A 23,319-nucleotide genomic window follows, 5' to 3' on the forward strand; every position below is an offset into this window, starting at 1 on the left:
AAAACACCAAAGATCAAAGGAGGAATTCAAAATGGCAAAAATCGATGAAGTTAAAGCAAAAGTAGAAGAGGGAAAGACAAAATTAGTACCGGGTTTGGTTCAGGAAGCTTTGGATGAAGGCAGCGCTGCAGAGGATATCCTGCAGGCTATGGTAGAAGGAATGGAAGTTGTAGGAGAGAAGTTTTCTACAGGAGAAATTTTCGTTCCCGAGATGCTTATTGCGGCAAAAGCAATGGCCAAAGGCGTGGATGTGCTGAAGCCACATATGGCTAGCGACGGAGCAACATCCCTTGGAACTTGCATAATAGGAACAGTAGAAGGAGACCTGCACGATATAGGAAAGAATCTTGTTGCAATGATGGTAGAAAGCGCAGGATTTAAAATGATAGACTTGGGCGTTGATGTGACTGCCACAAAATTTGTTAAAGCAGCTAGAGAAAATGACAATGTTAAGCTTGTTGCTTGTTCCGGACTTTTAACCACGACCATGCCAGCCCTTAAGGAAACAGTAAAGCAAGTTAAGGACAGTGGTCTGAATGTAAAGGTTTTGGTGGGTGGCGCGCCTGTAACCCCTGAATATGCACAGCAGATAGGTGCAGACGGATATGCGCCTGATGCTGGGAGCGCGGCTGTTAAAGCAAAAGAGCTTGCAAGAGGATAAAAATCAATAATTCGGGGAGGTAACTGACTATGTTAACAAAAAGACAAAACTTGATTGAGACAATCAGAGGAGGCAATCCTGACAGATTCGTTAATCAATATGAATTCATGAACTTAATTATGGAGGCTCCCCTGGGGACCATGGCAGGCCCGGGACAAACTATAAAAAACGAATGGGGAATAACATTCAGCTGGCCTGAAGGGCAGATAGGAGGATTTCCTGTACACGACGATGAACATCTGGTATTAAAAGATATAACTGAATGGAGAAAATACGTTAAGGCACCGACAGTTCAATCATCAGACGAGGCATGGGTTGGGGCAATAGAGCATGCAAATTCAGTAGACAGAAATGAAGAGTTCGTAACTGGTTTTATAGCGCCCGGTCTCTTTGAAATGACCCATCACCTGATGAGCATGGAAGAAGCATTGATAGCTTTATATGAAGAGCCGGAAGCCATGCACGAACTGATAGATTACATCATGGAATACGAGCTTGAATACGCGAAGGTCATGATAGATAAAATCAAGCCTGACTGCATATTTCATCATGATGACTGGGGAAGCCAAAAGTCATCTTTCATATCCCCTGAAATGTTTAAAGAGTTTTATCTTCCAAGGTACAAAAAAATATATGGGTTCTATAAAGAAAACGGCGTAGAGCTGATTGTTCATCACAGCGACTCTTATGCAGCCAATCTTGTCCCATTCATGGTAGAGATGGGCGTTGATATATGGCAAGGGGTCATGACGACCAACGATACTCCTGAGCTTATAAAAAAATATGGAGGTAAGATAAGCTTCATGGGCGATGTGGACAGCGGAGTCGTTGATTTTCCCGGCTGGACTCGTGAGATACTAGAGCGTGAGATTGAGAGAGCATGCAAGAACTGCGGGAAACATTATTTCATTCCAAATTTGACCCAGGGGCTTAATTTTAGCTCTTTTCCTGGGGTATACGACACCGCTACTGAGATTATCGATGAGCTGAGTAAAAAGATGTTTTAAAAATAAAGGAAGCACCGTTCAAGCTAGTAACCTGAACGGTGCTTTTTCAATACATGATGCCGCCGATGTAAGTGACTGTATTTGGTCCATTATTATACTTCAAGCCATTGTCTTTCATCAAGGATATCACGTCGATTCCGTGAGCTTCCAAGGATATTATTTTATCATCTGGTCGACGGCATGGCTCTCCATCGATATAGGTGCATTTTTTGCATAAGGCGCAAGCCCCCACCCCGAGAATTTTGAACCTTGTTTCCTTGCTTATTTGATTTTTCACATCCAGCAGCTTGTGCTGAAAGTCTATAGCAGAATCGACCATGCCTTTCCAGTCATATTGGTTTTTAAGTTCGTATACTTCGTATAAAACAATAAACTTATCGTAAGATGAAAAATCTTTCTTAATCTTATCCAAGTCATCTATGGCCGGAGGACAAACCCAGTTTTTGCCATAATGTCCGCACCGGTTCTGTTCGCACATGTTCCGCACTTCCTCGCTCAGTTTAATCGAGCTTATAGGGATTTTGTGATGATGAGCGACGTGCCGGGGTATTACATCAAGTATGTTTGTCATAAATGTGCCTCCATCCAACATTTGTTAAACGATTACATTCTGATTCTGAAATAATAATGCGCCTAAATTATCCTAACTTAAGTTTATGGCAGAGGGCATCTTTTGTCAATGAGAAGACCAAATTCCGATACGATAATGGCTATAAAAAAGTAAAAGATTAGCAACTTCCTATATGGGGTAAATCTATAACAAGAAACGTAATTTATGTAGTCAAAATATAATTTCAGAAGAAATTAACTATGTGATATCGGGATTTAAAGACATAAAAAGGCATAAATAAAAAATAACTGCAAGAGATTGAAAATGTTGAGGTGAAATAACAATATGAAAAAATCAAGAATCGAAACCGTGCCTAGTGGACCATATGTTATCGACGAGCTAGGAAACATAACCGAAGGAAATGGCAATAAAGTAAATGCAGATGGGCATGCAAAAGGACTATGCAGATGCGGAAAATCCAAGACTAAACCCTTTTGTGACGGAACACACGGTAAGATAAAAGTGGATGACAAAAAAAGTAATGATAGAGTTCCTAGAAGAGACGATGACTATATTGGAAAAGAGATAACGATACACGATGACAGGGGCATATGCTCCCATGCAGGTTACTGCACAGACGGGCTTCCCAAAGTATTCAGAATGGGAATAGAGCCTTGGATAGACCCAAATGGAGAGCTTGTGGATAAAATAATCGAGACTATAAGGAAATGTCCGTCAGGGGCACTTAGCTATTCGATTGATGGAGTAAAATACGATTCTTATTATGATGATGAAGAAATAGTGGTGACAAAGGATGGACCTTATGAAATAAGAGGCTCGATAGAGCTGGTAGATGCCGATGAGCCTGCAACAAAAGACCACTACACCCTTTGCAGATGCGGACATTCCAAGAACAAGCCATTTTGCAACGGACAGCATTGGTATGAAAATTTTGAAGATGACGGAAAGATAAAGGAAGAAGATCCAGTCGATTGTACATATAATGCACAAAACGAGAAATATAAAGCTATAAAACAATTAGCTGAAACCGGCAAGAGTGAAATATCTTCCATGCGAACGCTAAAGACGTTCCCCGGATTTGAAGAAGTTGTGTTTAAGGGGTGTCAGCTAGATAAAATGCCCCTTGATGACGATTCCAAGGTGAGTTTAAAGACCGTTATAGGTAAAACAGCAAAAAAACCTTTAGAAATATCGCTGCCTTTTTACGTGTCGCACATGTCATTTGGTGCTTTGTCAAAGGAAGCTAAGATTGCGCTTGCAAAAGGGTCGTCAATTGTAGATACAGCTATGTGCTCAGGTGAAGGAGGAATGCTTGAGGATTCCCGTAAAGCTGCCAAAAACTACATATACGAAGTAGGAACCGCAGAGTTCACTTATGATGAAGACTCGATTAAAAAAGCAGATGCAGTGGAAATAAAAATAGGGCAAGGAGTAAAGCCGGGATTGGGCGGCTATCTGCCTGCTGGTAAAGTAACTCCTGAGATAGCGTCAATTAGAAAGCTCAAACAAGGTGAAGAATCCTATGCTCCTGGCAGGTTGTTTTGCATGGAGGGTATAGAGGACCTAAAAGAGCTCGTATCTAAAATAAAATCCATTACCGGAGGAGTTCCTGTAGGAATAAAAATCGCGGCTTGTCATGTAGAAAAGGATATCGGGCTTGCTTTAAGTGCACAACCAGACTTTATAACCATCGACTGTAGAGGCGGAGCAACCGGCGCATCGCCAACTTTCCTAAAAGACAATGTAGGAGTGCCACCGGTATTTGCTATAAGAAAGGCAAGAAAGTATTTGGACGAGATGAAAAGCGAGGTAACCCTATGTGCAACGGGAGGCTTTAGAGACGGTGCCGACATTGCAAAAGGTTTGGCTCTTGGAGCCGATGCAATAGCTTTGGCTACGGCATCTTTGATAGCTATAGGGTGCATTCAATCTAGGATATGTCATACAGGAAAATGTCCGGTGGGCATTACCACCCAGGATGACGGGCTTAGAAAATTATTCAATGAAAAAAAATCAGTAGCATCATTTGTAAATTATTATAAAGCCACAGCAGACGAGTTGAAAGTATTTGCAAGAACAAACGGCGTTGACGATATTCATAAGCTGAATGTCTCTGATTTAGTAACTTTAAGTAATGAAATATCAATTCACACGGATATTGAGCATATATAATCAGCATATGTCATATGTCATATGTCACATAATAGTATCCTTTTCTAGGATGCTATTTGTTATTATCTGATTTTGGTGATTGTAAACAATATCAAAGGGTATATATCCGAATATAGGGTAAATTGTAATGATTACAATTTAGGCATTGAATTAACCTGAAAGGCTGTGAAATGCTTGGAAACATATTATGATATATTAGTAGATGAACTAAAGAATAAAAACCTGCGTCTTTCTGCTCACAGACTAAAAATACTCCAGTACCTGTGTGAAAACCTCAATCATCCTACTGCAGATCAAATTTACGTGCATCTTCAACAGGATGTACCCACGCTTTCCAAGACTACAATTTACAACACGCTCCATGTACTCCATCAGGCGGGACTGGTTAGGGTGGTAAATATTGAAGATAACGAAACCAGGTACGACATAATCATCGAGAGCCATGGACATTTCAAATGTGAAAAATGTGGATCGATATTTAATTTTAAGGTGGATTTCGATGTCTTAAAAACAAAAGATTTATCTGGGTTCAAAGTTAAAGACAAAGATGTTTATTTCAAAGGTGTTTGTAAGAAGTGCCTTTTAAATATTGAAAGTGAAAATTGAAGGGAGGAAATACTGTGAGTGAACAAAGCAAATGCCCTGTAACGGGTAAAACTTCAAATCCGACTGCAGGAGGAGGTGGCACGTCAAATAAAGACTGGTGGCCTAATCAGTTAAATCTTAAGATGCTGCGTCAAAACTCCAATCTAAGCGATCCTATGGACCCTGAATTTAATTATGGGGAAGAATTTAAAAAGCTGGATTTAAAAGCTGTTAAAGAGGACCTTTACAAGTTGATGACTGATTCACAGGATTGGTGGCCTGCAGACTACGGTCATTATGGACCGTTGTTCATACGTATGGCTTGGCACAGTGCTGGAACATATAGAATGGGTGATGGACGTGGGGGAGCAGGAGACGGAACGCAAAGGTTTGCTCCTCTTAACAGTTGGCCGGACAATGTCAATCTCGACAAAGCCCGCAGGCTTTTGTGGCCTATCAAGAAAAAGTACGGCAATAAACTATCATGGGCGGACTTGATGATTCTCGCAGGCAACTGCGCGCTGGAGTCAATGGGCTTTAAGACATTTGGATTTGCAGGCGGGCGTGAGGATGTATGGGAGCCTCAGGAAGATGTTTATTGGGGTTCTGAATCCGAATGGCTGGATGACAAGCGTTACTCAGGAGAGAGAGATTTAGAAAACCCCCTTGCCGCCGTTCAGATGGGCTTGATTTATGTAAATCCTGAAGGGCCAAACGGGGAACCAAGTGCAGTAGCATCCGGTAAAGATGTTAGAGAAACCTTTGCCAGAATGGCAATGAACGACGAAGAGACTGTCGCCCTAGTTGCCGGCGGACATACTTTTGGAAAATGCCATGGGGCTGGACCTGCTACACATGTAGGACCTGAACCGGAGGCTGCTCCAATCGAAGAACAGGGTCTTGGTTGGAAAAGCACCTATAAGAGCGGAAAAGGTGGAGATACTATAGGCAGTGGCATCGAAGGAGCTTGGAAGCCAAAGCCGACAAGGTGGGACATGGGGTATCTTGAAACCTTGTTCAGATATGATTGGGATTTAGTAAAAAGTCCAGCTGGCGCGTACCAATGGATACCTACAGATCCGGCTGCCGCGACTACCGTGGAGGACGCACACGATCCAAATAAGAAGCACGCTCCCATGATGACTACAGCTGACCTTTCCTTAAGGATGGATCCTATTTATGCACCTATAGCAAGGAGGTATAAGGATAATCCGGAAGAATTTGCAGATGCATTTGCAAGGGCTTGGTTCAAACTGACACACCGTGACATGGGTCCAAAATCCAGATACTTGGGTCCGGAAGTGCCTGAAGAAGATTTGATTTGGCAAGATCCCGTTCCGGAAGCGGATTATGAGCTGATAAATAATAATGATATAGCCGAGTTGAAAGAAAAAATACTTGAAACAGGATTGACGATATCACAATTAGTGTCTACAGCCTGGGCTTCAGCTTCCACTTTCCGTGGTTCAGATAAGCGAGGAGGGGCCAATGGTGCCCGAATAAGACTTGCCCCCCAAAAGGATTGGGAAGTAAACCAACCTGATCAGTTAAGCCTCGTTCTTGAGAAGCTGGAAAAAGTAAAAGAAGATTTTAACGGCAAACAGTCAGGAAATAAAAAAGTGTCTCTTGCTGATCTTATAGTACTTGGCGGATGCGCAGGCGTGGAACAGGCAGCCAAGGAAGCTGGCAATGAAGTAAATGTTGATTTCAAGCCTGGACGCACAGATGCAGCTTTGGAACAGACAGATGTTGAAGCCTTTAAGGTCCTCGAGCCAAAAGCAGATGGATTCAGAAACTACGTGAAAAAGAAGTATTCTGTATCGGCTGAAGAAATGCTGATTGATCGTGCCCAGCTATTGACTTTGACTGTTCCGGAAATGGCTGTTCTTTTAGGAGGCATGAGAGTTCTTAATACGAACTTTGGGGGCTCTCCCCACGGCGTATTTACCGATAAGCCTGGTTCTTTGACGAATGATTTCTTCGTTAACCTTCTTGACATGAATACAGAATGGAAGCCGGTATCAGAAGGTTCGGAAGTTTATGAAGGACTCGATAGAAACACTGGCAAGCGCAAGTGGACGGGAACAAGAGTTGACCTAGTCTTTGGCTCAAACTCAGAGCTGAGAGCAATATCTGAGGTATACGGAAGTGATGAGTCTAAAGGCAAGTTTGTTTCTGATTTTGTTTCAGCCTGGAAAAAGGTTATGAACGCAGATAGGTTTGATCTATCCAAATAAAAAGATAATCGCTGCAACAAAGAAGGGATGGCTAAGGCCGTCCCTTTAATTTGTACCTGGCATCAGGTTGAAAACAAAAAAACAGCCAAAAAAATGCAGAGATAAACATAAAGCGCTGACTGATTCCTGCATAACTTGGATAGGAAATCATCAATAAAGGAATTAGTAGAGCTACCGATGATACGGCAAGAGAAACTATTCTTTGAGAGCTTCTGCTCATTATTCCATGGCCTATTGCAAGCAAAGAAAAGCTAAACCCTGTGGCAGTTGCAAAGACTGAATGAAGCATATCTTCCTGAAGGTTGATGGGAACCCCCTCAACTATGGGCCCATGTTTAAATAGACCTGTAAGTATCAGGCTGGTGGCGAAAATAGTACCGATAAACTGAATATGAGGGATTCTGGTCTTAAGACAGATATAAATGGAACGAATCCCCAAAAGCATAAATACCATATTCATTATCCAACCATGGGGAGAACTCTGGGCTCCCAGATGACTTGTTGTATTTGAAAAAATCGAGTATCCTTCGAAGCTAAAAAACGGTAAAAAAGTTGATGCCATAACGAATAATGCGTATATACCTACAGATATGATCATGCTCATGGTCATTTTACTCCTTCTGCATTTCAATAAAATCAAAGTTATTGGCTCTTTCCTAAAGCTGCCAAGAGCTTAGGAACATATTTAAAGGGGGCTGCAGCGGCAGTTGCCTGGCTGACTGATCCTGATAGTATCAAGTCGTATAAAGGGCAGTAAAAGAGCCACGATCCCACGGCTCCGGTGTGACCTATAATCTCGGGCACATCTTGAAAAGGGGAAAGAAAGCGTGGGGTTTTAAAGCGCATCATTCCCATGGAGTATTGAATCGGCCAGCCGGGTGATATCGGACTTAGGCCAAATCCAAAGGTTTGCCAATTTTTTTTCATAAAGTCCAAGGTCTCTTTGTTTTCAAACAGCTTTCCCTCCAACAGGGCTCTCATGAAAGAAACTTGGTCTTTGACAGTGCTGTTTAAGTCGCCAAAGGACCTCAGCGCTTTGGGCTTGTCCTCAAACGCCACGTCACCTATCCAGACCGTGGATGCCTTTTTAGTAGGTTTTAGTGGAACTGACCCCGGTAGATAAGTGCTGTTTAGATTTAGGGGCTTAAATATAATATCCCGGTACGCTTCTTCAGCAGGCTTGCCGGCTGTGGCTTCGATAATAGCTGTAAGAAGCTGGAAATTTGTGTCGGAATAACGGATTTTATACTTGTCTTTGTCAAGGCTTTGTGGTGGAAATAGAGGTGAATTTTCTTCCCTTACTATTTTTATTATCTCTTTGACAGACCAGCTCATGTCCCTGACTTCCACTACTTGGTCTATTATCGTCTTCTCACCATCGGCTTTGATTTCGAGATAATCCGGAATTCCAGACGAATGAGTCAGAAGATGTCTAATAGTCAACTTGCCTGTATTGTCCGTACATCCCATGGTATGTATCCCCTTAATTAGATCTAGCGGCAGATGCTTGGTTATTAAATCATCGATTGACAATAGGCCATCCTCATGAAATTTAAGAATGCAGCAGGCTATGTACAGCTTTGTGATGCTGGCAATCCAAAAAGGCGTCTCAACGTCCATCGGGGTGCCGTCCGGGTGTGCGATACCTTCTGCTTTTGCCCAAGCAAAAGAACCGTCCATGGTTTCAGCAGCCATTATTACGTGTCTGACTCCTTTGGTTTGGGTCATCTGCTTCAGAATATCATCAAATATTTTACCATGTTGCTTGTTAGATAATTTTTTTGACATGGATTTCACTCCTTGATTTTTATTCTCCATCGTAATATTCGATCTGTTCTTGTACTTTATAAACCTGGTCTATTCCTTTTCCCCAAATGCCTATTTTATTTGAGTCGGGATAAAAGGCAACGTCTATATCATTATACGTATCAAAATCCAAGTAAACCAGGAATTCTGAATCTGAAACATTCGTAAGCTTATGGGCTCCATCTTTACTGGCAGGAAAGAAAATGAAATCACCTGGACCTACGATTTCTTCGCCTTTAGGTGTCCTAAGCAAACCCTTGCCTTTTAGAATGTAAAAAGATTCTTCGTTCTTCGTGTGATAGTGATATGGATAAGCCGCTTGTTTTGGGGGGATTTCGTATAATGTCACTTTGCACTGACCGCTTGCTCTAGCAGGAACAAGCACTGATTTGTAGTATTCAAATCCTTCGTGTTCTTTTTTATGCTTGCCAATGGTGTCGGTGGTTTTTTGAATTATTATAGAATCCACGATATGCGCCTCCTGACTTTATAAATTGGGATAGCTAGAATTTGATTGCTGACTTAATTATATTATACAATTAAATATAAAGTTGTGAAAAATAAAAATATCATTAAATTTACAATAAATCCAGAGGAACACTTGACAAAGGGCCAGTAGTTTCGTAAAATTAAGTAAATATACGTTTCAGCAAGCTGAGACATTCTTTTATCCCTGACGGGTAAATGTGGAAGAAACCACAGTGGGATAAGAGTATATATTAGCCGACCGTCTGGGCAGCATTTCGATATCGAATTGGTGCTCTTTTTGTATTCAGCCATTACCGGCATCAGTATAGTGCTGGTGGAAGATGAAAAAGAGCATTGGAATGCTTAACATAAAATTGGAGGAGATATATTATGGCTAGTAGCATATTAGCTTGGAAAGATTTTAAAAATGGAAATTGGCAGCAAGAGATAGATGTCCGTAATTTTATTCAGCTAAACTATACGCCTTATGAAGGAGACGAAAGCTTTCTTGAAAGTGCTACAGAGCGCACAAAAAAGCTCATGGATAAGCTGGTTCAGTATCAAAAGCTTGAAAAGGCCTTTGGAGGAGTGCTTGATATTGATACAAACCATGTAAGCTCCCTAACCACATATTCGCCGGGTTACCTCGATAAAGAAAATGAGATTATCGTAGGCCTTCAAACAGACCGCCCGTTAAAAAGAGGAGTCAATCCATTTGGAGGATTGATGATGACCAGAAAGGCATGCGAGGCATATGGGTATAAGCTCTCGGAAAAAATAGAGACCGAATTTCGTTATAGGACGACTCATAACGACGGTGTATTTCGTGCCTACACTGATGAAATAAAAGAAGCGCGGAGAAGTGGAATAATCACAGGTCTTCCCGACGCTTACGGAAGAGGAAGAATTATAGGAGATTACCGGCGGATTGCGTTATATGGCGTGGATTATCTGATTGAAGAGAAAAAGAAAAACAAAAAAGAAATAGGAGATAAAAATCTCGATAATGAGCAGATCCGCATTTTGGAAGAGCTGTATCAACAGATAACCTTTTTAGGATATTTGAAGGAAATGGCCCAAATGTACGGCTATGATATTTCTAAGCCTGCCAAGGATGCAAAAGAGGCGATTCAGTGGCTTTATTTTGGTTATCTTGGGTCTACAAAGGAACAAAATGGAGCAGCAATGAGCTTAGGGCGAGTAGGAACATTTTTAGACATATACATAGAAAGAGATTTAAAAAACGGCACATTAAATGAAGCCCAAGCACAGGAACTTATCGATGACTTTGTCATGAAGCTTCGGATGGAAAGGCATTTGAGAACACCGGAATACAATGAGCTTTTTGCAGGAGACCCAATGTGGATCACTGAGGCTGTCGGGGGGATGGGTGAAGACGGCAGAACCTTGGTTACTAAAAACTCCTATCGATTTCTCAACACTTTATACAACTTAGGCTTTTCACCGGAACCTAATCTGACGATCTTATGGTCTGAAAGATTGCCTGGAAGCTTCAAGAGATACTCAGCAAAAGTCTCATGTGAGACAAATTCAATACAATACGAAAATGACGACATCATGCAGCCTGTATTTGGAGATGATTATGGAATTGCCTGTTGCGTTTCAGCTATGCGATTGGGAAAAGACATGCAATTTTTCGGAGCTAGAGCAAATCTTCCCAAGCTGCTTTTAATGAGCTTAAACGGAGGCAAAGATGAGATGACAGGAAAGCAGATAGGTCCATCTTTTCCTGCCTATCAGGAAGAATACTTGGAATATGACAAAGTCGTAGAGCTTCTTGACTACTACCGCAAATGGCTTGCAGGAATGTATGTCAAGGCGATGAATATCATTCACTACATGCACGATAAATATGCCTACGAGAAAACACAAATGGCATTGCATGATACCGACGTCAAGAGGTATATGGCTTTTGGAATTGCAGGGCTGTCCGTGCTGGCAGATTCCCTGTCTGCAATTAAATACGGGAAGGTACGCTGTCTGCGGGACGAGTCAGGGTTGATAAAGGACTATGAGATAAACGGAGAATATCCTGCCTATGGAAATGATGATGAGAGAGTCGATGAGATTGCCAGGGAACAGGTAAGGCTATTTATCGAAGAACTTAAAAAAATACCTGCCTACAGAGATGCAGAGCACACTCTATCAGTTTTAACGATAACATCAAATGTAGTTTACGGTAAAAAAACAGGCTCTACTCCTGACGGAAGAAAAGCAGGGGAGCCCTTTGCCCCAGGTGCAAATCCAATGCACAACAGGGAGAAAAGAGGTGCCTTGGCTTCACTTAATTCTGTAGCTAAAATTCCCTATGCTAGTTGCAAGGACGGGATAAGCAACACCTTTTCCATAATACCGAGAGCCCTTGGAAATACTGAGGAAAAAAGATATGAAAACCTTGTGGCGATTTTAGATGGATATTTTGCAAAGAAGGCACATCATCTCAACGTGAATGTGTTGAACAGAGAAACGCTGAAAGAGGCTTATGAAAATCCGGAGATGCACCCTAACTTGACTATACGGGTATCAGGATATGCGGTTAATTTCCATAAATTATCAAAACAGCAGCAGCTGGAAGTAATATCTAGAACATTCCACGAATCAATTTAAATATTATAAGGGCGAGCTAATCTGTTTCTGTGACGGTCAAAACGTTTATGCACAAAAAAAGTCAGCTGACTCGGTAGAGTCATGCTGACTTTTTAGAATTTCCTTAGGGACAACCCATAAGGCTTAATGTCTGGTTTGTGAGTGTGGCTTTTTAGAACGTGGTTGACCTAAAACTTCAGCCATCACTATGCTTTGACGCAAACCTGTATTATTTAATTTGTTTTTTAGTGTAAATTTTTTCGATGCTTTGGCTCTAGGAGTAGATGTCTTTTTATTTTGATCAAAAGTTCTTGAAAACTCATACGAGCGATTCTTTAATTCTTTGTTTTCTCTATCTGAATCACCACGCAGTTCAGCTTTTAAGCTTTCAATTTGATCATCTCTACTGGTCTGTTCTTCCTCATCGAAATCTTGGGTGTCCCGGTAGGTGTTTTGTTGACCCATTTGGTTCATTCTCTCAATTTGATCAGTTAAAACATTGGTTAGGGTCGGTTTTTTTTGGGCAGTCTTATGTTTATTGCGGTTTCGGTTTTGCAAAATACTGGAACCGACGATAAATATAAAGGCTATCAGTGGACCGAGAAGTTCTTCCATTATTCCACTCCTTCCATCCTAAAAGGATTTAATGACTATTCTTTCTCAGAATCATCTTCACTCATTCTTCCGATAGAATCACGCATCTGTGTATCCGCACCTATATTGCGGTAGTTCATATAATCCATAACGCCCATTTTTCCTGTTCTCAAAGCTTCAGCAAGAGCAAGAGGTACTGTGGCTTCTGCTTCGACCACTTTCGCGCGCATTTCCTGAACACGGGCGATCATCTCTTGTTCCTGGGCAACGGCCATTGCACGACGCTCTTCTGCTTTAGCTTGTGCTATGTTTTTGTCAGCTTCAGCTTGGTCTGTTTGAAGGATCGCACCTATATTTTTACCGATATCAACATCTGCAATATCTATTGATAGGATCTCAAATGCTGTTCCCGCATCCAGTCCACGGTTAAGAACGTTACGTGAAATAGAATCAGGGTTTTCTAATACTTGTTTGTGGGAAGTAGCGCTACCAATGGTGCTTACGACTCCTTCACCAACACGGGCTATTACTGTTTCTTCACCTGCTCCACCTACAAGGCGCTCAATATTTGCACGCACGGTAATTTTGGCTTTTGCCTTTACTTCGATACCGTTCATTGCAATACCTGCGATAAAAGGTGTTTCGATAACCTTTGGGTTAACGCTCATTTGCACAGCCTGCAATACGTCACGACCTGCCAAGTCAATTGCTGCGGCACGCTCAAAGCTTAATTCTATATTGGCACGTTGAGCTGCAATCAGCGCATTGACCACCCGGTCTACGTTACCACCTGCCAAATAGTGAGATTCCAATTGGTTCGTATTGGCATTTACACCCGCTTTGTGGGCTTTTATTAATGGACTTATTACTTTGATTGGTACGACTCGACGCAAACGCATACCGATAAGCGTGAAGATACTAACTTTTACCCCTGCTGCCAATGCACTAATCCACAAAGCAACGGGAATAAATGTAAATAGTACAACTAGTGCAAATACAATAATACCAATTAAAATAAGTGGTATCAAATCAGCGATATTCAACATATTTATTCCTCCTCATTTTTAATTTCCTTAACAACGACACGACTGCCGTTTACCTTAACAATTTCAACGGCTTGATTTTCCATAATAAAGTTTCCTTCGGATACGATATCAATTCGATTGCCGTCAAATAATCCTGTACCTGATGGCCTAAGGGGTGTGATCGTACTTCCTCTTAAACCAATTAGTTCTTTTCTCTCTTGGACGGACACATAACCACGATCCAGGGTCTCCCGGTCTGATAATACGATATGGCGCATGAATCCCTTCTGCAAGCCGATTTTTCTATATAAAATAACGGCTACAGTAATAGTGATCATCAAAGCAGTCAATACGCTCAAGCCCATGGCGAATATATCATCTGTAGCGAAAAACAAGGAGCCGATTATGCTCATAACGCCTATTCCACCTAAAATCCCTCCTGGGACAAAGAACTCTGCGACTATGAGCCCGATTCCAATAATGAGAAGAACAAATACCTCCATTCCCGCCAAACCGGCTACAGCGTGGCCGTAGAAGAATAAGGCCAATGATATGATGCTGACGGAACCTGCTACCCCAAAGCCTGGTGAGTAAAGCTCTATCACAAGTCCAAGGCCTGCAAGAGTAAGAAGGATTGAAACAACCAGTGAGTTGGTTAGAAACCTGGCTACATTTTCTGCAAAGCTTATTTCAGCTTCAATGACTGTTGCACCGGATAGTCCCAAGACATTTAACAATTCTGATCGATTATTTACAGTTCCCTCAGAATAACCAACTTCTATTGCCTTTGTTGGGCCCAAAGTCAAAAATTGCCCTTCAGGTGCATTGTATTCCGGTAGGTCAATGCTTGCATCTGCCATAGCCTCCGCATAAATGCGGTCCCGACCGCTAGCCTCGGCTGCGCTGCCCATGGCTTCACGCCAATAGGACTGAGCCTTTGCGTCTGCCGCACTGCCATCTGCCGTGATAATACCGCTGGCTCCCATAGTTGCCTGGGGATTCATGTAAATGGTATCTGCAAACAATGCAATGTAGGAACCTGCAGACAGGGCGCGTGAACGAATGTATGCAGTAGTGGGGATAGATATATCTTGCATTATCTGCCCGATGCTATCTGCTGCTTCTACAGAACCCCCCGGAGTGTTGATTTCAAAGATTATGTGGTCTGCAAATGCTTCACTTGCCTCTCGTGTGGTACGTCTTAAAAAAGCCTCAAGTCCTCTTTCTACCTCATTTTCTATAGGAATGACATATACGAGCTTTCCCGCACCCTCCGCACTGACTGTAGGACTAAAAGCGAATTGTGCTACGCTAATCAGCATAAAAAGGATTATGGGATATACTGCATATGATAAAAACTTTTTCATCGTTACACCACCTCCTCCCTTAATAATAACATTGACGACATGAATGTGCCTAATTAAAAATTATATCCTATATTAATACCTCTTACAATGGAATATGGAAACAAATATTTAAAATTGTTATTATTTATAAATGGACATCGATAGAGGCCCTTTCGCTGTACAAATGGGCTATGGAACGTTTATTCAATTCGAGAGACATCCCCAGTATGCCATCAATGGACTCTTTTATATGCGCATTCATTTCTCCTTGATTAGGAGAAACTAAAGCTACAGGATTAGCCTGCTTTGCCTTTAATGTCAACCGGTATCCTCCTTTTTTGACGGTTGCTTCAAAAGAGTCTTTAGTTACGTGGTAATCTATTATTTTGCAGCCTTCGATGCTGGTAAAACGATATTCTATGCCATCGTGATGAAAAACGAGAAAAAAACCTTTTGCATACTTACCCAGCATAGGCACTGTAGCGTAACTAAACACGAAAGAACTGTTTTCCCAGTCATTGGCTTGAACCCATACGTATTCTTTTGGGAACCCGGTACCCCAGTCTTTTTCAATATAGCCGTCTGCAGCACTGATATTCCACGACTGGCTGCCGATACGAAGATGACCATTTACCTTGTGATCCATGCTTATTATAGAGTGATTGCACTCATTGGGGAAATAAGTCAACCAGCCCATGATATTTGGCTTTAAGAAAGATTTTTTAATAGGGGTAAATTCACCAAAACGAAAATCGCCACGAACCTGAATGCCGTTTTTCTCAAAATCCAAGACCATGATGGTTTGGGAGAGCTTGTTTTTTCCTATTTGAAGAATAAAGGGATCGGCAGTCCATTTAAGTTCGTCAATGGGATATGAAATATACGATGTTTTGCTATGCAAGTTGTCTTGAAATTGGATGAATGCATGTTTAGTCTTTTCATGGGTTGTATAACCCCAGATGACGGAAAACATCAATCCATTTTCCCTATCATCGACCTTGCAGAACCATCCTTCAAAGGCTCCATCCTTGTCTAAGCCCACCATTATTCCGAACTGATTCATGATAACCTCATTTCTTGTAAGTTAAAGTAACCCTACAGATTATTAGCAAAGCCTTGAAATCTTCACAAAATAATACGATATACATAGATATATACCATTATTTCTGTAGCTTTAACACGAAATGATGAAAATGATGTGGTAGACAGCACCCTAAGAGACGGCATGCATGTTAAGGCTATCGATAATATAACAGCATTTGATCAAAATCATGCGCATATGTACCTGTTAGACAATTTCTTGTGCTTGGAAATGACAAGATAATTAGAGGGGGATGAGGCAAAGGGAGAGTTGTGTGTTGGTATGTTCCCGAATACGCCACACGTTGAAACTGTCATACTGCTGGTAATAAAATAGATAGAGGGAACCCCTGAAAGTAGATTCAGAATTCAATTCAACAGGAAGTTCTATGGTTATTCTATTAGTGATTATACCGTTATATTACTTTGCTACATTATTTATATACGGTTTCAAAAATGGAAGTCAAGTCCATAAAAGTGTGTAAATTCCCTCGGTTGTGTAATTAGGCAGCAACAACAGACTTCTGAGTGGCTCGGCTTTCGTGGTACTCTTCCATATCGAGGTACTTTTTGCCGGTCGTCCATTTTTCATCCTGCTCCATGAGCATGGCACCAATCAGACGGATCAGCGAATCTTCATTGGAAAAGATTCGAATCACACGTTCCCGTCGACGGATTTCCTGGTTTAACCGCTCAATACTGTTGCTGGTGAGCAGTCGCTTGCGATATTTCTTTGGTAGATTCATGACAGCCATCACATCATCAAACCCGAGTTCTAGGGTTTCCATGGCTTTAGGAGCTGTCTGAGTAAAGTAAAAGGGGACACTTCCCAATTATACGTCAAAATTGACATTAAGGGTGCGTAAAAGCATCCTTAACCTTGGGTAGCGTGATTAATAATTAAGCATGATGGATTATAAAAAGGCAGTAAAAATGAAATGATCGCAACAAAACCAGTCCACCGGTATGGAGGATTGTAGAAGTTTGGTTTTAATTGTCCTTAGGATGCTTTAGGTTTTATGAAGTTTAGAATTTCAGGGTAGATATTTTGATACTTGGGAATGGACTTGATTAGCTCATAACCCTTGTTGCAGAGGTTAGCTGCTTGGCTTCCAGTAATATTGCCAAGGGTCTTGCAGATGTCCTTATAGGTAAAATCGCAAAGGCAGCGCAACAAAAAGAAGATTTGATACAAAAGAAGTTTATTGGTATAAAAAATAAGTTGTGATAAGAGTTGGAGGATGAGATAATAAGGATATAATTTTGAAGTGCCCTATATTTGATGTGTATTTAAATACAAATTTTATGAAAGGAGAGATTATGTATGTTTAAGAGGTTTAAAGCATTGATGTTGGTTATTATTGTTAGTTTTCTTATTGTTGGGTGTGGCATGGGATTGGATGAAAATAATAGTGACCCCAATCAAAACAATAATCAAAACAGTGAAGGAGAAGTTCAACTTCCCGGTGATGCTGAGAATAAGTACGGTGCATTTACCAATGAATATAAAACGATATTGATGGAAAATGTTGCATCAAGTGACATTTTGTTTTATGAAAAAATTGCTTTTACATCCATTGAATTTAATGTTCGCGACTCTATTTCTTATTCAGTAGGAAAAGATTTTTATAGAATTGAATTTCTATCAAGTGCAGATCCAGAAGATACCCATGATGCTTATGTTGATTATATTGATGAAGTAACGGATCAATTTTCAAATGAATATAATCGAACCATTGAAGGAAACGTTAATGGACTTCCGATTGCTGTGGATATTGTTCTTACATTCAATGAAAATCGAGGGGGATATCCGGTTTCAGTACGAATCAGTGAGAATCCAGCTGAATTTCAAGAAGAAAATCCATATTACAATGAATATCCTGGATTGGTTGAACTTTACAATATGAACAATCAACCTCATTATTATTATATGGAACGTTATGATGAAGGGTTCAAAGAATATTACATTACCTTTCAAAGTGCTGGTGGTACCGATGATTTTGCGGCATTCTACACAGAAAATTATAGTCAAAAAACAAATTTTTCCTTTGAAGAAGATGACTATCAAAAACGATTTTCATGGACTGATTCAGGATTTGAGCACAAAGTCATATTACAGATATCAAACAACATGGTTGGTGTCTATGTAAAAACTACGCTTCCTTGATTGGGAGTGCCTGGCACCGATAATAAAAGAGGATACTTCACAACTAATAGGCAGTCAAGAGATTACGGGTGTGTTGCAGCACTCATTTTTCTCAGCGTTATGATTAATTATTAATCTCGGTACTTAGTAGAAGAGAATTTGATTGAAAAGTTAGCGTCACAAATAATCCACCGGTATGGAGGATTGGATTGCTTTAGGCTTGATAAAATCCAGAATCTCAGGATAGATGTTTTGATACTTAGAGATGGACTTGGTTAGATCATAACCCTTATTGCAAAGGTTTTTTGTCCGTCTTGCAATATATTAAAGTGTATGTAGCTTTATAAAAAATTACTGAGGCTAAGTAGATTGAATAATAGACTAAAAGTATGCTTGACAAACCGACGTCGTGTCGAATATGATTAAAACGACACAAGGTCGGTTTGTCGTTTTTTATAGAAGAAAGGATGATTTATTGCATGAGAAGTTATAAAAGTGCAGATCAGAGAAAGACTGAAATACTGGAAGCTGCATTGGATCTATTTTCAAGACAAGGTTTCCAAGATACAACCATGGAGCAAATTTCTTCTCATATCAAGATGGCAAGAACAAGTCTGTATGAATACTACAAATCAAAAGAAGATATACTTTATTCGCTGATAAATGAAATAGTAGAAGAAGAACGTGAAAAGCCGCTGGAAGGTTCAATTCGTGCTCAACTGGAAGTATTAGCAGCAGAATCCATAGCAAGACTGCAAAAAAACTTTACTCTATACAAGATTCTTTTTCAGGAGTTGCCAACATTGTCAAATCCAACATTTGATAAAATTAGAGCCTGGCAAGGCCGTTCGATGATCCTGGTACACGAGGTTATTGTAAATGGAATCAAAGAAGAAGCATTTAAGGCTACCCGAAAGCCTGAGGACATAGCTTTTGTCTTTAAAGCGTTGATCGGTCAGAGACTAGCAGATATTCTTATCACAGATACGCAAGTTGAACCAGAAGTAGAGGCGAAGCGACTGATTGATCTGATGTGGTTTGGGATTGGTCAGGAAGGTTCAGATATCAGTTAAGGGAGGTAAAATAATGGATAAACAAATTAAGACTTTTAAGGGTTCTGGAGTAGAAATCGAGTATTTGTTAACAGGAGAGCTCAACGCAGAAGCGGTTATGTTTGTTCACGGAGCCGGTACTAATCTTCGGCAGTTTTTTGCACAGCATGAGCATTTTTCCGACAAATACAAAACTTTGTCTGTGTCGTTGCGGGGGCATGGCCTATCTGGGCATCCGAAAGTAAAGTGTGGAGAGAACTATTCTTTGGAAAAGAACAGAGATGACCTTATTGAGCTGCTTGAACACTTGAACATACAAAAGATTCATTTTGTAGGGAATTCAGCCGGAGGAGTTATAGGATTTTATTTACTTAAGGCAAGACCGGACCTGCTTAGTAGTCTTACTACTTTTGGGACTGTCGGCGAGCTGAAGTATTCAACTTCAATGACCCGGATCATTGCGGGTATAGATAAAGCTATGCTTCGATGGAATCCGAGACGATATTTAAACTTTCTGAGTAAAAATACATCTAAGTATGAGTCAGTGCAAAAAGAAATTTTTGAGATGTTTATGATGTCAACTGAAGCGATCCCTTATATTCGTGAAAATCTAGGCAATTATTCGTGCCTGGATGTAATCAATAGAATGACTATTCCATATTTACTGATCCGAGGGGAACAGGATAAAGAGATTAATAGCAAATTGACATCAACACTTGAAGCTTTAGCTGCCAACAACAAATCGAGGGTTGTTGAAATCGAAAAAGCAGGTCATATAGCTAATCTAGATAAATCAGAGGAGTTCAACAAAATTTTGGCAGGTTTTTGGAGCCAAATTGAAGTTTAGAATTAGGGAGAGTTCAAATGCATCATGTATAACTAAACAACCAGGAGAAAGACTAATTATAGATAAAAGGGGAAAGGATAAAAGGGGACACTTCACAACTAGTAGGTAATAAAGACATTATGGGTGTGTTGCGGCACCCATTTTTCTCAGCATGGTGATTAATTATTGATCTTAATATTTAAAAGAAGAGAATTTAATGAAAATGTTAACGTCACAAATAATCCACCGGTATGGAGGATTGAGTAACTTTAGGCTTGATAAAATCTAGAGTTTTAGAATAGATATTTTGATGTTTGGGAATCGACTTGATAGATCATAATTCTTGTTGCATAGGCTAGCTTCATGGATTTCGGTGGTTTTATTAAGGGAAGCTCGCTTAAAAAAACGAACACATGTACTTTGGATTATATTACATACTTAGAGTATGTATGCAAGAAGAAGTTAAGTGGGGTAAATAACACATTGTGATTAGAGTTGTATGATGGAATAATAAGGATGAAATTGAGAACTGTCTCTATTATCTTATCCTATTATCGTATTATTGTATCACTAAATTGAATCTTATTCTTGTCATAGATGGGTATATTTGATAGAATGAAGCAACTAGCTTACGAATGTTCGTAAGTTAACAGAGAATAGAGGGTGTAGATTTATCATGAAAAATCAAATTTTAGATGAAGCTTTTAGTTTGTTTTCTGAGAAGGGCACTTTATTTAGCATGCAAGAATTAGCAAAGGCTGTAGGAATGAAAGCACCTTCTTTATATAACTACTATGCCAGCAAAAATGACTTGTTGCATGACTTGATTGCTCAAGAAATTGACCGATATTATATGTTTTTTAATAGGTTGTTCGAAAATGAAAGTGAAACTTCAGAGCAATTAATAAAGGATGTCTTTTATTCAGTAATTGATTATTATTCTGATCAACTGAAAGCAAAATTCAGGAGACGACTCGGAATGATAGATGGTAATCATAGACAGTATATAAAAGAAATTTTAGCAAAGAATGACGAAGTTATTATTCTTAAATTAAGGAATGTATTTGAAGACTGTATAAACAAGGGAGTCATACCAGATCATAATGTTGATCAGACACTTTTTCACTATTATTTTGTTCTACAAGGAATTATCTCAAATAGCATATATTATGAAAAAGGGGACAAACATTATGCAAATGCTATTGATTCAACCTGGGAGAGTTTCTGGGCTGGTTTAAGTTGTTTTGGCAACGATAAGTAAACAGACAAATATTACAATATCAAGTTGTGACAATGCTTTAGATGCTATTAGTAGCTGCGATTGTAGAACGGAGGAATTTTTTATGACTCTTTCCGGTTTAATTCATAAGAATTAGGTAATCGCGAAATTCATGATTAAAAAAGTACTAAGAGGTACTGTGGAGAAATATGACATTTCAAAATACAAGCTTTGGAGTTTATGCAATAAGTGGTTTCAAGTTTCGTATGTATTGATGTCGATAGATTTTGTCGGCTTTATCACAATCAGGTGAGGAGTTGTATTTTTTATGTAAGAAAAAACCCTACATTTATTCGGGTTGTGGAGTTTGAGGGGAAAAATTATGATGAGATCATTGATCAAAAGAGCGAATGAAAAAACAAGGCTAGTTCACTTAAAGATTTTATTAATTATTCTTCTTGTTGTGACTGCGGTGTATTTTGTATATTTTACAGGTGGTACAAAAAAGGTCTACGTACACTTACTGTATGTCCCTATAATACTATCCTCACTTTTCTGGGGCTCTTTTGGCGGTTTGACCGTAGGCATGGTCTCAGGTTTATTGGTTGGTCCGTTAATGCCACTTGATGTATCCAGTGGCATTATGCAAGATCCTGTAAACTGGATTTCCCGTATGCTTGCCTTCTCTCTGATTGGTTTTTTTACAGGGCACATGCTTGACTGGATAAATCAATTAAATAGGGAAGCACAAGACAGGAACTTATCAAGCCCTTTTTATGATCTTCCGAATACAACGAAGCTTATTTTTGACATTGAAAGCAGCATAGACTCAGAGGAACATTTCAAAATTATATCCATCAAGCTAACAAATCTGGATGGCATCGAAAAATATGTTGATAGTGAACTGGTATTTGATCTAGTCAAAAATTTAGCAAAACAGCTAGAGCATAGCTGTGGCAGAAAAGCAGTGTATTCTTATGGGAAAGATGAGTTGATTTTATTAGTATTTGATGATTGTGTTGAAGATTACGAAGAAAAAATCAATCGAGTCTTGAAACATTATTCTACGTTCCCAATTTCACTTGCCGGATATGACATAAGGGTATCGCTTAAAGTGGGGATTTATGAGTATCGTGGTGAAGATATTTCCCCAACTGAAATATATAATAAAGCCCGGATCGCTCACGAGCAAGGTGAGCATAGAGAATCAGGCGTTTATTATTACGATGTCAGCTTAGAAAATAAAAGAAGAGAGATGCACGATATCACTGGAGCATTGCTTGAATCTATCCGAAAAGATGAGTTGTTTTTGATGTACCAGCCCAAAATTGATATTGTAAACAATAAAATTTCTGGTGTAGAAGCATTAGTAAGATGGAATAGAAACGGAAATAATTTTATAGGACCTGATATGTTTATTCCTATCGCAGAAGAGATTGGGTTTATTAAGGAGATTTCAAAGTTTGTTTTTGAAAATGCAACGACACAGATGGAAATGTGGAAAAACAGAGGCATTGACATAAAATGTGCTATTAACGCATCCGCAAAGGAATTAATAGACAAAGATTTTATTAATTGGGGACAGGAAACAATAACCAGCAAAAATGTCGATAGATCTGACATCGAGATTGAAATAACCGAAAGAGCCATAGCATATAATGACAAAAAAATGATAAAAACAATGAACTACTTGAAGGAAAGGGGATATCAAATCTCCATAGATGACTTTGGAACTGGTTATAATTCACTGATGAGTCTTGGTGAAATACCTTTTGATATACTAAAAATCGACAAATATTTTATTGACAGAATAGATAGAATTCAAATTAGAGAACTGGTTAAACTTTTTATAGAATACTCACACACATTTGGGAAAATTGTTATAGCAGAGGGCGTTGAGACCGAGAAGCAATTAAA

19 protein-coding genes, 1 pseudogene and 1 riboswitch are annotated in these 23,319 nt (G+C 39.8%); of the genes and pseudogenes, 11 read left to right on the forward strand and 9 right to left on the reverse strand.

Translation table 11 applies throughout. The features are described 5' to 3' along the window. Window positions 1–31: 31 nt before the first annotated feature. Together BUB93_RS09885 and BUB93_RS09890 are read left to right on the forward strand one after the other, a co-directional pair. Window positions 32–661 (forward strand): corrinoid protein, encoded by a 630-nt coding sequence (locus tag BUB93_RS09885; RefSeq protein ID WP_073271563.1) that lies wholly within the window; start codon window positions 32–34, stop codon window positions 659–661. 29 nt (window positions 662–690) lie between these two features. Then, window positions 691–1,668 carry a uroporphyrinogen decarboxylase family protein gene (locus tag BUB93_RS09890; RefSeq protein ID WP_073271564.1) on the forward strand — a complete coding sequence of 326 codons (978 nt, stop codon included), beginning with the start codon at window positions 691–693 and terminating at the stop codon, window positions 1,666–1,668. Between the two features lie 46 nt (window positions 1,669–1,714). On the opposite strand, the gene BUB93_RS09895 is transcribed toward BUB93_RS09890, so the two are convergent. Further along, window positions 1,715–2,239: a DUF2284 domain-containing protein gene (locus BUB93_RS09895; protein WP_073271565.1), complete on the reverse strand. Its 525-nt coding sequence runs from the start codon at window positions 2,237–2,239 to the stop codon at window positions 1,715–1,717. Between the two features lie 324 nt (window positions 2,240–2,563). On the opposite strand from BUB93_RS09895, the gene BUB93_RS09900 reads away from it, so the two are divergent. From BUB93_RS09900 to katG, 3 genes are all read left to right on the forward strand, one after another. Continuing rightward, window positions 2,564–4,411 carry a glutamate synthase-related protein gene (locus BUB93_RS09900; RefSeq protein ID WP_073271566.1) on the forward strand — a complete coding sequence of 616 codons (1,848 nt, stop codon included), beginning with the start codon at window positions 2,564–2,566 and terminating at the stop codon, window positions 4,409–4,411. Window positions 4,412–4,585: 174 nt separating this feature from the next. Beyond that, a complete protein-coding gene (locus BUB93_RS09905; protein WP_073271567.1) occupies window positions 4,586–5,017 on the forward strand; it encodes a Fur family transcriptional regulator in 432 nt (143 codons plus the stop codon). Between the two features lie 14 nt (window positions 5,018–5,031). Then, window positions 5,032–7,233 (forward strand): catalase/peroxidase HPI, encoded by a 2,202-nt coding sequence (gene katG, locus BUB93_RS09910; RefSeq protein WP_073271570.1) that lies wholly within the window; start codon window positions 5,032–5,034, stop codon window positions 7,231–7,233. Between the two features lie 31 nt (window positions 7,234–7,264). On the opposite strand, the gene BUB93_RS09915 is transcribed toward katG, so the two are convergent. The 3 genes from BUB93_RS09915 to BUB93_RS09925 are packed head-to-tail and all read right to left on the reverse strand — an operon-like array spanning window position 7,265 to window position 9,508. Next, window positions 7,265–7,837, reverse strand: coding sequence for a DUF998 domain-containing protein (locus BUB93_RS09915; protein WP_073271573.1), 573 nt, complete (start codon window positions 7,835–7,837; stop codon window positions 7,265–7,267). Between the two features lie 38 nt (window positions 7,838–7,875). Next, on the reverse strand, window positions 7,876–9,021 hold the full coding sequence (locus BUB93_RS09920) for a serine hydrolase domain-containing protein (RefSeq protein WP_073271576.1): 1,146 nt from the start codon (window positions 9,019–9,021) through the stop codon (window positions 7,876–7,878). A gap of 19 nt (window positions 9,022–9,040) precedes the next feature. Further along, window positions 9,041–9,508, reverse strand: coding sequence for a cupin domain-containing protein (locus tag BUB93_RS09925; RefSeq protein WP_073271580.1), 468 nt, complete (start codon window positions 9,506–9,508; stop codon window positions 9,041–9,043). Between the two features lie 190 nt (window positions 9,509–9,698). Next, window positions 9,699–9,783, forward strand: a riboswitch (ZMP/ZTP riboswitch). Between the two features lie 114 nt (window positions 9,784–9,897). On the opposite strand from BUB93_RS09925, the gene pflB reads away from it, so the two are divergent. Continuing rightward, window positions 9,898–12,135: a formate C-acetyltransferase gene (pflB, locus tag BUB93_RS09930; RefSeq protein ID WP_073271583.1), complete on the forward strand. Its 2,238-nt coding sequence runs from the start codon at window positions 9,898–9,900 to the stop codon at window positions 12,133–12,135. A gap of 123 nt (window positions 12,136–12,258) precedes the next feature. Here the strand turns inward: pflB and BUB93_RS09935 are convergent, their stop codons facing one another. The 5 genes and pseudogenes from BUB93_RS09935 to BUB93_RS09955 all read right to left on the reverse strand — a co-directional run. Further along, on the reverse strand, window positions 12,259–12,729 hold the full coding sequence (locus BUB93_RS09935; protein ID WP_073271586.1) for a hypothetical protein: 471 nt from the start codon (window positions 12,727–12,729) through the stop codon (window positions 12,259–12,261). 35 nt (window positions 12,730–12,764) lie between these two features. Next, on the reverse strand, window positions 12,765–13,760 hold the full coding sequence (gene floA / locus BUB93_RS09940) for a flotillin-like protein FloA (protein ID WP_278278386.1): 996 nt from the start codon (window positions 13,758–13,760) through the stop codon (window positions 12,765–12,767). Beyond that, entirely contained in the window at window positions 13,757–15,100 is a 1,344-nt protein-coding gene (locus BUB93_RS09945) for an NfeD family protein (protein ID WP_073271592.1), read from the reverse strand. Before BUB93_RS09945 ends, floA begins: the two co-directional genes overlap by 4 nt. 124 nt (window positions 15,101–15,224) lie before the next feature. Then, complete coding sequence (locus BUB93_RS09950; protein ID WP_073271595.1) at window positions 15,225–16,142, reverse strand: tocopherol cyclase family protein; 918 nt, start codon at window positions 16,140–16,142, stop codon at window positions 15,225–15,227. A 520-nt stretch (window positions 16,143–16,662) separates the two neighbouring features. Next, window positions 16,663–16,971, reverse strand: a pseudogene (locus BUB93_RS09955) (transposase); the annotation flags it as partial. 512 nt (window positions 16,972–17,483) lie between these two features. Here BUB93_RS09955 and BUB93_RS09960 point away from each other — a divergent pair. From BUB93_RS09960 to BUB93_RS09980, 5 genes are all read left to right on the forward strand, one after another. Next, complete coding sequence (locus BUB93_RS09960) at window positions 17,484–18,326, forward strand: hypothetical protein (protein WP_073271598.1); 843 nt, start codon at window positions 17,484–17,486, stop codon at window positions 18,324–18,326. A gap of 458 nt (window positions 18,327–18,784) precedes the next feature. Beyond that, window positions 18,785–19,378: a TetR/AcrR family transcriptional regulator gene (locus BUB93_RS09965; protein ID WP_073271601.1), complete on the forward strand. Its 594-nt coding sequence runs from the start codon at window positions 18,785–18,787 to the stop codon at window positions 19,376–19,378. 13 nt (window positions 19,379–19,391) lie between these two features. Further along, complete coding sequence (locus BUB93_RS09970) at window positions 19,392–20,204, forward strand: alpha/beta fold hydrolase (protein WP_073271603.1); 813 nt, start codon at window positions 19,392–19,394, stop codon at window positions 20,202–20,204. A gap of 655 nt (window positions 20,205–20,859) precedes the next feature. Beyond that, window positions 20,860–21,444 carry a TetR/AcrR family transcriptional regulator gene (locus tag BUB93_RS09975; protein ID WP_073271605.1) on the forward strand — a complete coding sequence of 195 codons (585 nt, stop codon included), beginning with the start codon at window positions 20,860–20,862 and terminating at the stop codon, window positions 21,442–21,444. A 340-nt stretch (window positions 21,445–21,784) separates the two neighbouring features. Beyond that, a partial coding sequence (locus BUB93_RS09980) for an EAL domain-containing protein (protein WP_073271609.1) occupies window positions 21,785–23,319 on the forward strand: 1,535 nt, incomplete at its 3' end.

Origin of the sequence: Alkalibacter saccharofermentans DSM 14828 (genome assembly GCF_900128885.1) — a bacterium.
Classification (GTDB): domain Bacteria; phylum Bacillota; class Clostridia; order Eubacteriales; family Alkalibacteraceae; genus Alkalibacter; species Alkalibacter saccharofermentans.